The organism is Actinoplanes rectilineatus (genome assembly GCF_000962825.1).
Lineage (GTDB): Bacteria > Actinomycetota > Actinomycetes > Mycobacteriales > Micromonosporaceae > Actinoplanes > Actinoplanes rectilineatus.
In genome coordinates this window covers 39,866-55,048 of sequence record NZ_JZKF01000038.1, presented here as the reverse complement: position 1 = coordinate 55,048, position 15,183 = coordinate 39,866, and the positions used below count along the sequence as shown (strand labels likewise).

Below are 15,183 nucleotides of genomic sequence, written 5' to 3'. Positions count from 1 at the left end.
GCGACCAGCGGAGAGGGGATGGCGGATGCCCCAGGTGGCGTTGCGGCCGGGCGATGTCGTGCATGTTGGAAATGAGGCAAGCGTCCAGTTTTCTGGGGATCGGGCGCTGACATTTCGGGTGATTCGGGTCGACCCTCGGATCACCTACGACGGGTGGATCTGGCTGGACGGCTACGTTCTCGGCGCGACGGGCAACGCCCTGCAGCGCCGCCGGATCTTCGTGCGCCGCGACGGTCTGCGGCCGATGGCCCTCACCCGGGCACCGGACCCCCGGACCGGAGGCGGCGCCCGGCATCCCTAAGCCGAGACCGCGGCCAGCAACTCGGGCATCCGGCGGTCGATCATCCGGCCGGCCAGGATCGCGCCGAGCCAGAACGCCCCGGCGCCGTAGGCCAGGCCCAGCGGCAGGCCCACCCACAACCACGCCGGACCGAGCAGGAAACCGGCGATCAGCAGCGGCACGGTGGCGATCGACGCGCCGAGCATGGCACCGAGGCTGGGCAGCGCCTTGGCCGCACCACCGCCGGACGACAGGGCGAACGGCCCCGAGGTGTCCGGCTGCGGATAGGCCGCCCACACCGAGATCGGCAGCACCAGCGCCAGCCCCACGCCGTAAGTGGCCAGCAACGTGCCGAACTGCGCCGCCACCACCTCGGGCTTGCCGGCCGACACCTCGGTCACCAGCGCCACCAGCAGCAGGATCGGCACGGTGAACAGAGCGTGCGCCGCGGCCCGGGAGTACACCTCGAGCCGGCCGGGCACCCCGGTGGCCATGTTCGTGGCGTAGGCGCTGCCCTCGTACCCGAACTGGTTGGCAAGACCGAGCGGTGCGATGGCACCGACCACCACCGCCAGGCCGCCCGCACCCTCCGGTGCACCGCCGAAGGCACTGGACAGCGGCAGGAAGACACCGACCACGCCGAGCGTGACCAGGGTGGCGCGCCGCCGCGTCTCCCGCCACCAGTACCGCGCCTCACGCGAGGTCAACGCCCCGAACCGGTTGCGCGGCAGACCCCGCAGCAGCAGACGTTCCACCGGCCGGCGGGTATCCGGAGCCGTGGTCGCGCGCCGGCCGCCCGCGGTCGAGGCGCCCAGCATCGCCTGCTCGATCGTCCGGCTCCACCACCAGACGAGAACACCGGCGACGGCCAGCACGATCAGAAGCTTCAGGGGTACGGCCCAGAGCCGCCCGGATGCGGCGTCGACGCCCACCGACCAGGGCGCGCCCAGCGGCGTCCAGCCGACGACCTGGGCGATCATCGTCACGGTGTCCCAGTCCGCCCGGTCCAGCAGGCCGAGCAGCAGCAACTGGGCCGGTCCGAGAGACGCGGCCACCACCGCCAACAGGATGGTCGCGGTGTCCCGGGACCGCCGGGACCGCAGCGCCGTGGCGAAGGCGCTGGTCACCGAGCGGCTCAGCGCTACGCAGAGCAGCAGACCGGAGACGATGCCGAGCAGCGCGGCGACCGCGGCGACCGGACCGCCGAGCCTGGCCGCGGTGTGCACCATGCCGCCGGTCGCCACCAGGGTGGCCAGCGCCGGCAACCCGATCAGCGCGGCCACCGACAGGCCGGCGAGCAGGGTGCGCCGCGGCACCGGCAGCAGGGCGAACTGCGCCGGGTCGAGGGCGCTGTCCACGCCGAAGAAGAGCAGCGGCATGAAGGTCCAGGCCAGCATCAGCAGCGCGCCGCCGAGCGGCAGCAGGATCCCGGCCGAGCGGCTGTGCTCGAGCAGGCCGGGAAGGGCGAAGATCAGGTAGCCGCCGACCGCGAAGAGACCGGCGAAGACCGCGCCGACCACGAACATCGCGATCCGGGCCGGGCGCCCGCGCAGGCCGTTGCGGGTGATGCGGAGTTTGAGCCGGACGAACGGCAGGACGCTCACAGCCACGCCAGCTCCGAGCCGGTGGCCACCCGGCCGCCGACCACCTGCACGAACACGTCCTGCAGAGCGCGGTCGCCGCGGACCTCACCGAGTGTGCCGTGCATCCGCAGCACGCCGTCCGACATGATCGCGATGTGCGAGCAGAGGCGCTCGACGACCTCCAGCACGTGACTGGAGAAGACCACGGTGCCACCGCCGGCGACGTACCGCTGCAGGATGTCGCGGATCAGCGCGGCCGACACCGGGTCCACGGCCTCGAACGGCTCGTCGAGCACCAGTAGCCGCGGCGCGTGCAGCAGCGCGCAGGCGAGCCCGATCTTCTTCTTCATCCCGGCCGAGTAGTCGACCACCAGGGTCCGGTTGCCGGCGCCCAGCTCCAGCACGTCGAGCAGGTCACCGGCCCGCTGATCGACCACGTCGGCCGGCATCCCGCGCAGCAGACCGTGATAGGCCAGCAGCTCCGGCCCGCTGAGACGGTCGAACATCCGGACACCGTCCGGCAGGACCCCGACGAGTGCCTTCGCCTCGGACGGGGCGTGCCAGACGTCGTACCCCAGAAGGACGGCCTGGCCCGCATCGGGCCGCAACAGGCCCACGGCCATCGAGAGGGTGGTGGTCTTGCCGGCGCCGTTGGGGCCGAGCAGTCCGAAGAAGGAGCCCGCCGGCACGTCCAGGCTCACCCCGGAGACCGCCAGGCGGGTGTCGAAACGCTTGACCAGACCGCGGAGCGCCATCGCCGGTGGGGTGTCCGCGCCGGGTGTGCGCTGTGCGGGAATGCTCATGCATCCGAACGTATCGGTTGACCGGGTGGAACAGGAACACCCGGACCGGCGGCACCCCTCCGCCGGTCCGGGCGGGATCCGATCAGCCCACCCGCTCGATCACAGCGCGACGGATGAGGAACTTGCCCGGCTCGCGGACCTCCTCGAACGCGGCGTTGTTGAGCAGGATGCAGCTGCCGGACGTGCTCTCGACGCTGACCGTGATGCTCTTGTCGTTGTCCAGGTTCGTCACCTTGAGACGGGTCCCGAGCGGGAAGGTGCCGCTGGAGGCGAACGGCGCGCCGGCCTCGCCGGAGAGGGTCACGGTCGAGCCCTTGCAGACGACCTCGCCCGTTGCGTCCCCTCCGCCGTTGTTCGCAGGCGGCGCGGTCGTCTCCTCGACGGGAGCGGGTGCCGTGGTCTCCGCTACCGGCGGAGCGGTGGGCGGAGCGGCGGGCGGCGCGGCCACGTCGCCCGTGCAACCCGCCTGCCGGCGCTGCAGGTTGATCAGGTCGATGACCTCCTGACGGTTCTTCAGGATCGCCTCGGTCTGCGCGTTCGGGTTGGCCCGCTGCTCGGCCATGAACTGCTGCGTGTCCCGCAGCGACTGGTCCAGGCCGTCGCAGGCGGTGGACGCGCTGCTCAGCCCGGTTCCGACGGCGAGCCCACCGGCGACCAGAGCGGCCACCGCCGCGCCGATGGCGATCTTGCGGTTGCCCCCGGAGATGCCCCGGCCCGGTCGCTTGTATGCACTGCGTCGTCTCATGCCCGGGTTTACGGGAGAGGGTTCGATCGCAGCCGGGAATCCAACCTTAAAGATCCTTAAATCAAGTGCGCAGCGATTCCGGGGCGTGCAGCCGCAGCATGGTGGCGTTGATGTCGTCCGGTCGGCGTCGGCCGGTCAGCAGCGATCCGCCGATCATCACGGCGAAGGCCAGCGGCACGGTCCAGGCGGCCGGTTGGCCGATCACCTCGGCGGCCCAGCCGTCCAGCGGCGGGCCGAGCACGGTCAGCAGCACCGCGGCCACCGCCGCCCCGCCACCCGTGATCAGGCCGGCGATCGCCCCGGTGTCGGTCAACCCGCGCCACCAGATGCCGAGCACCAGCAGCGGGCAGAAACTCGACGCGGCCACCGCGAACGCCAGGCCCACCACCTGCGACACGTCCATGTCGGACACGAACAGCGCCAGGCCGGTCGGCACCACCGCGGCCAGCAGGGTGGCCAGCCGGAAGTCGCGGACCGAACCGTTGCGCCCGCTGCGCAGCAGATCCGTGAAGATCACCCCGGCCACGCTGGTGAGCAGTCCGGACGAGGTGGACAGGAAGGCGGCCAGCGCACCCGCGGTGACCAGCGCACCGAGCAGGCGGCCCAGGTGCCCGTGCCCCAGGGCGGCCTCCGGCAGCAGCAGCACCACCGCGTCGGTGTTCCCGGTCATCAGCAGCTGCGGGGTGTAGATCCTCCCGAGCACGCCGTACAGGGTGGGCAGCAGATAGAAGAGACCGACCAGGGCCAGCACGACCAGGGTGGTCCGGCGGGCCGAGGAACCGTCCGGATTCGTGTAGAAACGGACCAGCACGTGCGGCAACCCCATCGTGCCCAGGAACGTCGCCAGGATCAGCGAATACGTCGCGAACAGGGACTTCTGGCCGCCGGGCAGCAGCCACCCGTCGCCGAAACCGGCGTCCACCGCACTCACCGTCGGCACCGGGTCGCCCGCCGCGAAGCTCAGCGTCTCACCGGCGTGCACCGCTCGCCCGCTGTCCAGCACCGCGTCCTGCTCGATCACCACCGTCGTCGCGGCCGGAAAGACCGCGCCGGCGGGCGGGGTGACAGCCGGTCGCGCGTCCGCCTGCCACTGCAGAATCAGAAAGATCATGGGTACGGCCAGAGCCGTCAACTTCAGCCAATACTGAAACGCCTGCACGAAGGTGATGGCCCGCATCCCGCCGAACGCCACGTTGCCGGTGACCACGACCGCCACCAGCAGCGCACCCCACGCGTAGTGCCCGCCGGTCAGCGTGCGGAACGTCAGCCCCGCCCCCTGCAACTGCGGCAGCAGATAGAGGCAGCCGATGAACAGCACGAACAGGGTGGCCAGGCGGCGCGCCGGCACCGACCGCAGGCGCACCTGGCAGAAGTCGGGCAGGGTGAACGCCCCGGACCGGCGCAGCGGGGCGGCCACGAACAGCAGCAGCGCCAGATAGCCGGCGGCGAAACCCACCGGGTACCAGAGCACGTCGACGCCGTACCGCAGGACCAGGCCGGCCACCCCGAGGAACGAGGCCGCGGACAGGTACTCGCCACTGATCGCGGCCGCGTTCCAGGACGGGCTCACCGACCGGGAGGCGACCAGGAAGTCCGATGTGGTCCGGGCGAACCGCAGGCCGTACGCGCCGATCGCCACGGTCAGCAGCACCACCACGACCAGGCCCGGCAACAGGTACGGGTTCACCGGTCCGGCCTGCGGATCAGGGCGGTGAAGTCCTGCTCGTTGCGTTCGGCCCAGTGCACGTACGCCGCCCCCACCCCGACCAGGAACGGGAAGGAGAGGAAGCCGAGCAGCAGCCACGGCAGCGGCACGCCGAGGACCCGGAACCGGCCGACGGCGGGTGCGACCGCGAACAGCAGCGGCAGCGTTCCGAGGCCGGCGACGACCACCGCCGCCAGTCGCAGCGCGAGTGCCAGCTGTGCCCGGACCAGGCCCTTGACCAGTGCCTCGCCGACCGGTGTCTGCTCGGTGAGGTCGGTCCGGGTCCGGTCCGCCGGGTCGCGGCGGGCGGTGGCGTCGGCCAGGACCACCCGGGTTCGCGGGAGCGGGGACGGATCGACGGCCATGTCCGGCAGTCTCGCCGCCCTCGCCGCAATGTCAATACCGGTAGATCTCTTCGGCGCATTTCTGCGGGTCGGTCGGGGGATCGCCGGCCACCAACGAGCGGGCGGTCGCCCGGCCGAGGTTCCAGCCGCGCCAGTCGTCCGGGTCGGCCATCTGCCCGCCGACCGCCCAGAGCAGACACCCGCGGCGGTACCCGTCGGAGATCTCCGCGAAGGCCGGGGCGGCGTCCGGGGACAGGTCGGCGAGGAACGGCAGATCCAGTTGCTGAGTCCGCTGGAACCGGTCCACGTGGTTCGCGGCGATCCGGGCGTCCGGGTTCGCCACGGCCAGTCCGAGCAGCGCCAGCACACCGGTTGCGATGGCGACCCGGGGCAGCCAGGGGGCACGCAGGCGCACCCCGGCGCCCAGGACCATCAGCAGGACCAGGCCGGCCCACGCCTCGCAGCAGGCGACCAGCAGGCGGAGCCGGGTCAGCCCGTACATGTCGGTGTAGACGTTCATCCGGTGCATCGCGGAGGCGACGACGACCAGGGTGAGCACGGCCAGCGCGCCGGTCACCGCCCGCAGCAGCGTCCGGTCGGCCGGGGTCTCCCGCGACGCCCACCGGGCCGCGCCGGCCAGCACCGCCAGGGTCAGCGCGGTCACCGTGCAGAGCTGCCAGAAGCCGCTGCGGGCGTACTCGGCGTAGGTGAGGCCGTCGGTCTCCACCACGTGCTTGGCGCCGCCGAACAGCACCGTGAGCTGCACCGTGACGAACGCGCCGAAGAGCAGCACCAGCAGGCCGAGCGGCACCGCCCATTCCAGGCGGCCGACCTTGCGGCTCTCGGCGGCGTCCAGTTCGCCGAGGGCGAGCGGGGCGGCCCGCAGGTAGGCGGCTCCGGCCAGCAGCGGCAGCGTGACCAGGCCGACGAAGATCCAACGGCTGACCACCGGCAGGTTCAGATCCGGGATCACCGCCGCGAAGATCCTGGCGAATGCGGCGTCGGCCGAGACGAACAGTGAGCCGAAGACGGTGAGCAGCACCAGCGAGAGCACCGCGGTGGTGACGAACCGGACCGGGACGCCGTCGCGTCCCCGGCGCTGGGCCAGTACGGCGCCCCGGACCAGCCAGCCCACACCGCGCAGCGTGGCGGCCGGGATGAGCAGGTAGGTGGCGACCATCGAGCGCAGGGACCGCCCGGATGTCAGCGCCAGCACGGTGGTCAGCGTCGCGGTCATCAGGCAGAGCAGGAACAGCCAGCCGGCTGCCCGGAAGGCGCCGACGGCGAGCAGCGCGACGGTGGCCGTGGTCCAGGCGTACCGGTCCCAGGGCCGTTCCGCGGGCGCCGGGCTGACCAGCGGCGCCACCGCGGGAGCCTGCGGCGCGAGCCGGGCCACGATCAGGGCCACGACGGCGGCCAGCACGGCGACCAGCCAGCCGATGCCGGGCCGGTCCAGCGGGACGCTCAGCGCGACGACGATCGTGGCGACCAGCAGGGCGACGACGGTGGTGGCCGAGGCCGGCAGTCCCGGTCCGGGCCAGCGGCGCCCCCAGGGCGTCGACAGCGGCCAGGGACCGTTGAGCGGCGCCTGCATTAAGGTGATTTGTCCCTTTGAAGGAGATTCTGGTGCCGTAGTCATGGCGTCCTTGCCTCTCGGGCTCTGCTCTACAGGGGGAGACGTACCTGGATGTGGCACCCGGGACGGCCGTCCGGCTCGGCCACCGCGATCGTGCCCCGGTGCATCTGCACCACCCAGCGGGCGATGGCCAGACCCAGACCGGTGCCGCCACCGGTCGCCCGCTCACCGCGGGTGAAGCGTTCGAAGACCCGTTCCCGTTCCTCGGCCGGGATGCCCGCGCCCTCGTCCGTCACCACGATCAGCACCTGCTCGTCGTGACGCTCGGCGCGGACCGCGACCGTGCCGCCGGGCGGGCTGTGCCGGGCCGCGTTGTCCAGCAGGTTCGCGAACACCTGATGCAGGCGTTCCCGGTCGCCCGCCACCACCAGCTCCGGCGCGGCGACCTCGAAGTGCACGGAGTATCCGCTGCCCTCGGCGTTCACCGCGGCCTCCCGGACCACCGCGGCCAGGAACGACGGCACGTCGATCGGAGCGGTGCGCAGCGGCACCACCCCGGCGTCCAGCCGGGACAGGTCCAGCAGATCGGTGATTAGACGACTCAGGCGCTGCGTCTGGGCCAGCGCGGTCTCCATGGTCTCCGGCTCGGCGGTGGCGACGCCGTCGACGATGTTCTCCAGCATCGCCTGCAACGCGGTGATCGGCGTCCGCAACTCGTGCGACACGTTCGCGATCAGCTCGCGCCGCTGCCGGTCCGCGGCGGCCAGATCCGCGGCCATCTGATTGAAGGCGGCGGCCAGCTCACCCACCTCGTCCTGCGAACTGGCCCGGATCCGCCGCGTGTAGTCACCGCGGGCCATCGCCCGGGCGGCCACCGTCATCTCCCGCAACGGGATCGTCGCGCCGTGCGCCATCACCTGCAGCGTGACCAGGCCCAGCGCCGCCGCGATGGCGATCCACAGCAGGTCGACGCCGTAGAAGTCGATGCTCCAGAGGAAGACCAGCAGACCCACGCCGCCGGCCAGGCCCAGAGCCAGCGACAACTTCGCCTTGATCGAGCGGACCGGGTCCAGCGGCCGGGGCAGCCAGGCGAAGATCGGGGCGAGCCGGTCGATCACCGGTCCACCTCCAGGGCATAACCGACGCCGTGCACCGTACGGATCAGGTCGGCGCCCAGCTTGCGGCGCAGGCCCTTGATGTGGCTGTCCACGGTCCGGGTCCCGGATGCGTCGGCCCAGCCCCACACGTCGGCGAGCAGACGCTCCCGGGGCAGGACCGTGCGCGGCCGGCGGGCCAGGTGCAGCAGCAGGTCGAACTCGGTCGGGGTGAGGTGCGCCTCGACGCCGGCCCGCAGCACCCGCCGTTCCGCCTGGTTGATCTCCAGGTCGCCGAACCGCAGGGTGCTGTCCGGTTCCGCGGACGGCGGCGCCGGGACGGCCGGGGCGAGCTTGGCCGCCCGGCGCAGCAGCGCGTGCACCCGGGCCGCCAGCTCCCGCATCGAGAACGGCTTCGCCATGTAGTCGTCGGCGCCCACCGCGAGACCGACCAGCAGGTCCGTCTCGTCGCCGCGGGCGGTCAGCATCAGGATCGGCACCGGTCGCTCGGCGGTGACCCGGCGGCACACCTCCAGACCGTCGAAGCCGGGGAGCATCACGTCGAGCACGATGACGTCCGGCTGGAGCTCGCGGGCCGCGGTCACGGCGCTGGGACCGTCCCCGACGACGTGCACCGCGAACCCCTCGGCGCGCAGCCGGGCGGCCACGGCGTCCGCGATGGCCCGCTCGTCCTCGACCACGAGAACCCGCCGCTCGATCGTCTCCACGCCGTCCGCACCCCCATCACCGCTCTGTTCGGAACCGGTCGGTGCGCCCCCGTGACTCACCGGCCGGTGGCCAGAGCCTATTCAGCCGCTGAGGAGGGGCGGGGGTGGAGATGTGTACGACCTGTGGAGATCGTTGTCCACAGGTTGTGCACCGTCAGGTGCGCCAGCCTGTGGATAACTCGGTGGAAAACTCTGTTCAGCTGTGGATAAGCGTGTGGATTACCGGGTCCAGTCGTGCTTGACCGCCCGGATCAGGCGGTCCTTCAACTCCCGGGTGTGCCGTCGGCTCACCGGCAGCTCCGCCCCGTCCAACGCCACCACATAACCCGAACCCGTCAACCGCAGCTCGGTGACCAGGCGCAACTGCACCAGGTACGACCGGTGGATCCGGACGAACCCGCCGTTCGCCCAGCGCTCCGCCAACGTCGCCAACGACACCCGCACCAGATGCGAGGCGTCCCCGGTGTGCAGACGCGCATAGTCGCCCTGCGCCTCCACCCAGCGCACCGACGACCGCGGCAACATCCGGGTCGTACCGGCCAACTCCACCGGGATCGACGGCTCGTCCAACGGGCCCGCCGCCGGCGCCGACCGCAGACCGGCCACCCGGCGCAACGACTCGCCCAGCCGCTCGGCGCGCACCGGCTTGCGAACATAATCGGTCGCGCCCAGGTCGAAGGCGTCCACCGCCCCCACGTCGTAGGCGGTCACGAACACGATCGCCGGCGGCTGCGCGAACCGGCGCAACACCCGGGCCAGCTCCATGCCGTCCAAACCGGGCATCCGGATGTCCAGGAACACCGCGTCGACCTCGGTGTCCCGCAACACCCGCAACGCCTCGGTGGCGTCACCGGCCCGGTGCACATGCGCCACCCGGCCGTCCGCGTTCAGCAGATAGGCCAGCTCGTCCAGCGCGGGCGGCTCGTCGTCGACGGCGAGCACGACGAGACTCATGCCCGCACCCCGGGGTGGAACTTCGGCACCCGCATGCTCACCTTCGTACCCGCGCCGGGCGCGGTCTCCACGACCAGACCGTTGTGATCACCGAAGACGGAACGCAGACGCTCGTCCACATTCACCAGACCGACGTGATGCGCGTCCTCGCTCTCCGGAGCATGCTGCTCGAAGACCGCCGGATCCATGCCGACCCCGTCATCCTCGACCGTGATGTGGCACTCGGCGCCCGCATCACGCGCCTCGATGCTCACCATACCGACGCCCGGCTTCCGCGACAGCCCGTGCCGGACGGCGTTCTCCACCAGCGGCTGCAGACACAGGAACGGCAGGTTGACCGGCAGCACCTCGGGCGCGATCTGCAGCCGCACCTGCAGACGGTCCCCGAACCGGGCCCGCTCGATGGTCAGATAACGGTCGATCGACCGCAGCTCCTCGGCAAGCGTGGTGAACTCGCCGTGCGCCCGGAACGAGTACCGGGTGAACTCGGCGAACTCCAGGATCAACTCCCGGGCGCGGACCGGATCGGTCCGCACGAACGAGGCGATCGCGGTCAGCGCGTTGTAGATGAAATGCGGACTGATCTGAGCCCGCAACGCCCGCACCTCGGCCCGGGCCAGACGCTCCCGCGACGACTCCAGCTCGGCCACGGCCAGCTGCGAACCGGCCCACCGCGCGGCCTCCAGGGTGGCCTGCACCAGACCGGGCGCCGGCTGGCCGTCGGAGACCGCCACCAGCGCGGCCTCGGCCGCACCTCCGGGACCGGTCAGCGGCGCCACCACCGCGCCGCCGACCACACAATCCACACGGTCACACGGCAGATCAGATCCATTGAGTACGACCGAACGGCCGTTCCTCACCGCGCGGCTCGCGGCGGCGGTGAGCTGGTCGGCGTGGTGGCCGCCCCGGCCGTCGTACGCCAGACACCGCTCCCCGTCGGTGATCGCCAGCCCGACCGCGCCGACGAGCGTCCTGAGATGCCGGGACGCCTTCCCGGCCGAATCCGTGGTGAGCCCGGTCTTCAGGGGTTCGGCGGCCAGCGTGGCGGTGTGCAGCACGTCGTAGGTGGCCCGCTGCATCGCGGTGGCGATCCCCCGTCGTGCGCGGAGCCGGAACACCGCCCCGACGGTGGCGCCCAGCATCGCCAGGACGGCTATCACCGCCACCAGACTCCCGACCTGTCCCTGCACGTCCCGATCCTGGACCCTGCGCCCGAAATCCACCAGGCTGGATCGGTGATGCCGCCGTGGGTGGTGGTTGTGGGACTGACCATTCACGCAGGTCGCCCACCGGGTCGAGTGCTTTGGACGCGTAGCGGCCAGCTCGGGCCGGTGGGCCCTCGGCGGGAGCGACGGTCTGTACCCACCGCCCCGCTACGACATCGGTCTTCCGATTTTGATCGTGGGTTTCAGTAAGCGCCCTTGCGCTTCAGGACCACCCAGATCGTGCGCCAGAGGATGGACAGGTCGTAGGTGAGCGACCAGTTGTCCACGTAGTAGAGGTCCAGCCGGACCGCCTCGTCCCAGCTCAGGTCGGAGCGGCCGCTCACCTGCCAGAGGCCGGTGATGCCGGGGCGGACCAGCAGGCGGCGGCGGACGTCGCCCAGGTAGTCGCCGTCGTCGGCGGGCAGCGGGCGCGGGCCGACCAGGGACATCTCGCCCTTGAGCACGTTGATCAGCTGGGGCAGCTCGTCGAGGGACGTGGCCCGCAGCTTCTGACCGAAAGCGAAGATGCGCGGGTCGTGCTTCATCTTGAAGAGCATGCCGTCGGACTCGTTGAGTTCCTCGAGCGTGGCCTTGCGTTCCTCGGCGTCGACATACATCGTCCGGAACTTCCACACCCGGAAGGTGCGGCCCTCGTGGCCGACCCGCGGCTGGCGGAAGAAGACCGGGCCCGGGTCGGAGAGGCGGATGCCGATGGCGATGAACAGCAGGATCGGGCTGACCGCGATCAGGCCGAGGCCGGCGGCGACCCGGTCCAGCAGGTTCTTGGTGAGCCAGCCGGGGCCGGAGAGCGTGGGCTCCTCGACGTGCAGCAGCGGCAGGCCCTCGATCGGGCGGATGTGCACGCGCGGGCCGGCGATGTCGGTGAGCTGCGGCGCGACCACCAGGTCGACGCCGGTGCCCTCGAGCTGCCAGGCCAGACGGCGCAGCTCACCCGGCTCGGCGCTGGCCGAGCCGCAGACCGCGATGGTGTCCGCGCCGACCTCGCGGACCAGCGACAACACGTCGCGTCCGGCGAAGACCGGGACGGGCGTCTCGATGCCGCGGGCGGCGGCGTAACCGTCGGTCAGGTGGATCGCGACCGGGATCAGGCCGGCGGCGGGGCTGCGGGTGACCGCGGTGTAGACCTCGAGCGCCTCGGGCAGCGTGCCGACCAGGATCATCCGGTGCGCGCCGTGGCCAGTGCGCCGCCGGGAGAAGTGCAGCACCTGCCGGGCGGCGACCCGGCTGATCAGGATGAAGATGACCGCGCTCAGCGACACCGCGGCGACCGTGCCACGCGACAGGTCGGTCTTGGTGGCGAACGCGAGCAGTGAGACCCCGGCGACGACGGTGACCGACGAGCGGACGACCCGTTTGAATTCCTCGCTGCCCAGGCCCAGGACCCGGCGGTCGTAGGAGCCGCCGCCCCACAGCACTATCAGCCAGCCGATCGGCAGGACCACGTAGGCGAAGAAGTTGAACAGCTCGATGTCGTCGAACGGTCCCCACGAGCGGTACATGAAACCGCTCTTGGACTTCTCCAGCACGACGTCGGCGATCGCCGAGGCCAGCAGGCTGCTGAGCAGATCGAGGACTATCAGGACCGCGGTGTAGGGCCGGTGCCAGCGCGAGAGTCGCCGCTGCTGTCGCGTCCACGCCGAACGGGGAACGCCGTTGCTCGGTGGCTGCTGTTCCTGCCACTCGAAGCTGTCGTAGCGCACGGGCTGGCTCCGGCTGCTGTCGGTCGGTGGGCGATGCAGGCTAGTCGTCACTTCGCCTACGTCCTCCCGCATCCGGAAAAAGATTACGCACCGCCACGACCCCTTGGATCTCGGCAGGTCCGTGGGTACCCGTTCGGTTCACAACGGTTACCAGGGACCGAGCCACTATACCGATGGATCGGCCGGAGAAAAGGTGACGATGCGGCGGCAATCCCGACTTGTACGGTGGGTAATCGCCTGGTGGCAAATCAGCGCACCAACTTGGACAGGCGACGATCCGCCAACGGCTTGCCGCCGGTCTGGCACGTCGGACAGTACTGCAGGCTCTTGTCAGCGAACGACACCTCGCGCACCGTGTCGCCACAGACCGGGCAGGGCAGGCCGGTCCGGGCGTGTACCCGCATCCCGGCACGTTTCTCACTCTTCAGTTCCGCGGCCCGCTGCCCCACCGAGCGTTCGACCGCGTCCGTCTCCACGTCTCGCATCGCCTCGTACAACGCGGAGACCTGCTCCCCGGTGAGCTTCCCGGTGAGGGCGAACGGGGACAACTTCGCCACATGCAGGATCTCGTCGGAGTACGCGTTGCCGATCCCGGCGATCACCTCCTGATCGGTGAGCACCCCTTTGACCTGGCCGTTGCGGCTTTTCAGCAGCGCGGCGAACGCGTCGCGGGAGACCGCCAGCGCGTCCGGGCCGAGCCGGGCCACGCCGGGCACCTCGGACGGATCGCGCACCAGATAGGCGGCGAGGGATTTCTGGGTGCCGGCCTCGGTCAGGTCGAACCCGGAACCGTCGTCGAGGCGCATCCGGATCGCGATCGGCCCGCTGCCCGGTTTGAGCGGGGCCGGCGACTTGAAGGCGTCCCGGTAGTGCAGCCAGCCCGCGCGGGCCAGATGCACGACCAGGTGCAGCCCGTCGTCCTCGCCGAGGCCGATGTCGAGGAACTTGCCGTGCCGGCCGGCGCTCGCGACCGGCATCCCGGCGACCGCGGTGGGGGCGGGATCGTACGTCTTCATCGCGCTGAACGAGGAGACTTCCAGACGCTGCACGGTGTGGCCGACCGCGCGCTCCCGCAGGTAAGCAGCGAGCGCCTCGACCTCGGGGAGTTCGGGCACCTCCTCACGGTAGCGTTTCGCGCCATGAAGGTGGTGGTAGCGCACAACCGGTACCGCGAGGCGATCCCCTCCGGGGAGAACGTCATCGTCGACACCGAGATCGGTCAACTGCGCGAGGCGGGCGTGGCGGTGGTGCCGTTCCAGCGCAGCTCCGACGCGATCGGGACGATGTCGGCGGCACGCAAGGTGCTGCTGCCGGTCTCGCCGATCTTCGGGTTCGAGGCGCAGAAGGAGCTGTCCAGTCTGCTGGAGCGGGAGAAACCGGATGTTCTCCATCTCCACAATCCGTATCCCCTGCTGTCGCCCTGGGTGATCCGGACCGCCCACCAGCACCGCGTCCCGGTGATCCAGACCGTGCACAACTACCGCCAGGTCTGCTCGTCCGGCCTGTACTTCCGCGACGGCCACAACTGCCAGGACTGCCGCGGCAGACTGATCGGCCTGCCCGCGATCAAGCACAGGTGCTACCGCGGCTCCGCGGCCCAGAGCGCGATCATGGCGACCACCCTGGCCCTGCACCGGCCGACCTGGCACTCGGTGGACCGGTACATCGCCCTGACCGACAAGATCGCCGCCCATCTCACCGACTACGGCATCGCCGGTGAGCGCATCGTGATCAAGCCGAACGGCCTGCCCGACCCGGGCGCCCCGGAACCACTCGGTGACGGCTTCCTCTACGGTGCCCGGCTCTCCCCGGAGAAGGGCCTCGGCCTGCTGCTGGACGCCTGGCGGCGGCACCCGGACGGATCACTCGGGCCGCTGCGGATCGCCGGCGACGGGGAACTGCGGCCGCTCGCCGAGCAGGTCGCCGCGGAACGGTCGGACGTGACCTACCTGGGCCCGCTGGACCGGGCCGGGATGACCGCCGCACGCCGCGCGTCGGCCGTGGTGATCGCCGTGCCGACCTGGGAGGACGTGCTGCCGACGGTGATCCTGGAGGCCATGTCGGCGGGGCGCGCGGTGCTCGGCACCTCGGTGGGCGGGATCCCGTACATGGTGGGCGCGGGCGCGGAGGCGTCCGGCTGGCTGGCCGCGCCGGACCCGGCGTCGCTCGCCGAGATGCTGCCCCGGGCCCGGGACGGCGCGGCGGTGGCGGCACGTGCGGCCCGCGAGCGCTACCTGCGAAACTTCCATCCGGACGTGCTCACCAAGCGTCTCATCGAGGTGTACGCCGAGATGGCGGCCGATTCACAGGGCTTACTGAGGTAATCCACAGGCTGGTCGGGGAAAACGGGGCGGGTGAATGATGCCGCCCCCGGACCTGACTCGAATTCGGCCGTCGTCTCACGGCGTGCGTTGCTGGTAGGCGTCGTGGGGGCGGCCGGTGCCG

14 protein-coding genes are annotated in these 15,183 nt (G+C 71.3%); 2 read left to right on the top strand and 12 right to left on the bottom strand.

Annotation, left to right across the window (positions count from 1 at the left end; all coding sequences use genetic code 11):
• Positions 1–118: 118 nt before the first annotated feature.
• Positions 119–301 (top strand): hypothetical protein, encoded by a 183-nt coding sequence (locus WH85_RS26235; protein ID WP_245674100.1) that lies wholly within the window; start codon positions 119–121, stop codon positions 299–301.
• On the opposite strand, the gene WH85_RS26230 is transcribed toward WH85_RS26235, so the two are convergent.
• From WH85_RS26230 to WH85_RS26175, 12 genes are all read right to left on the bottom strand, one after another.
• The gene (locus WH85_RS26230; RefSeq protein WP_045744661.1) at positions 298–1,884 is read right to left on the bottom strand and encodes a hypothetical protein; all 1,587 of its coding nucleotides are present in this window, start codon (positions 1,882–1,884) and stop codon (positions 298–300) included. The two genes, WH85_RS26235 and WH85_RS26230, sit on opposite strands and share 4 nt — an antisense overlap.
• The gene (locus tag WH85_RS26225) at positions 1,881–2,666 is read right to left on the bottom strand and encodes an ABC transporter ATP-binding protein (protein ID WP_045744660.1); all 786 of its coding nucleotides are present in this window, start codon (positions 2,664–2,666) and stop codon (positions 1,881–1,883) included. Before WH85_RS26225 ends, WH85_RS26230 begins: the two co-directional genes overlap by 4 nt.
• A gap of 82 nt (positions 2,667–2,748) precedes the next feature.
• Positions 2,749–3,411, bottom strand: coding sequence for a hypothetical protein (locus WH85_RS26220; protein WP_045744659.1), 663 nt, complete (start codon positions 3,409–3,411; stop codon positions 2,749–2,751).
• A gap of 61 nt (positions 3,412–3,472) precedes the next feature.
• Positions 3,473–5,098, bottom strand: coding sequence for a sodium/solute symporter (locus WH85_RS26215; protein ID WP_045744658.1), 1,626 nt, complete (start codon positions 5,096–5,098; stop codon positions 3,473–3,475).
• Complete coding sequence (locus tag WH85_RS26210) at positions 5,095–5,481, bottom strand: hypothetical protein (RefSeq protein ID WP_045744657.1); 387 nt, start codon at positions 5,479–5,481, stop codon at positions 5,095–5,097. Before WH85_RS26210 ends, WH85_RS26215 begins: the two co-directional genes overlap by 4 nt.
• A gap of 31 nt (positions 5,482–5,512) precedes the next feature.
• Positions 5,513–7,054: a DUF4153 domain-containing protein gene (locus tag WH85_RS26205; RefSeq protein WP_245674099.1), complete on the bottom strand. Its 1,542-nt coding sequence runs from the start codon at positions 7,052–7,054 to the stop codon at positions 5,513–5,515.
• Between the two features lie 71 nt (positions 7,055–7,125).
• Entirely contained in the window at positions 7,126–8,154 is a 1,029-nt protein-coding gene (locus WH85_RS26200) for a HAMP domain-containing sensor histidine kinase (protein WP_045744655.1), read from the bottom strand.
• Positions 8,151–8,858: a response regulator transcription factor gene (locus WH85_RS26195; RefSeq protein ID WP_045744654.1), complete on the bottom strand. Its 708-nt coding sequence runs from the start codon at positions 8,856–8,858 to the stop codon at positions 8,151–8,153. The genes WH85_RS26200 and WH85_RS26195 overlap by 4 nt, the downstream gene beginning before the upstream one ends.
• Positions 8,859–9,077: 219 nt before the next feature.
• Entirely contained in the window at positions 9,078–9,812 is a 735-nt protein-coding gene (locus WH85_RS26190) for a LytR/AlgR family response regulator transcription factor (protein ID WP_045744653.1), read from the bottom strand.
• On the bottom strand, positions 9,809–10,954 hold the full coding sequence (locus WH85_RS26185; protein ID WP_425394665.1) for a sensor histidine kinase: 1,146 nt from the start codon (positions 10,952–10,954) through the stop codon (positions 9,809–9,811). The genes WH85_RS26190 and WH85_RS26185 overlap by 4 nt, the downstream gene beginning before the upstream one ends.
• A 266-nt stretch (positions 10,955–11,220) precedes the next feature.
• Positions 11,221–12,810, bottom strand: a complete 1,590-nt coding sequence (locus WH85_RS26180; RefSeq protein WP_045744651.1) for a sugar transferase — start codon at positions 12,808–12,810, stop codon at positions 11,221–11,223.
• 176 nt (positions 12,811–12,986) lie between these two features.
• Entirely contained in the window at positions 12,987–13,853 is an 867-nt protein-coding gene (locus WH85_RS26175; RefSeq protein ID WP_045744706.1) for an Fpg/Nei family DNA glycosylase, read from the bottom strand.
• A 24-nt stretch (positions 13,854–13,877) separates the two neighbouring features.
• On the opposite strand from WH85_RS26175, the gene WH85_RS26170 reads away from it, so the two are divergent.
• Positions 13,878–15,062: a glycosyltransferase family 4 protein gene (locus WH85_RS26170; protein WP_045744650.1), complete on the top strand. Its 1,185-nt coding sequence runs from the start codon at positions 13,878–13,880 to the stop codon at positions 15,060–15,062.
• The last annotated feature ends 121 nt before the right edge of the window (positions 15,063–15,183 follow it).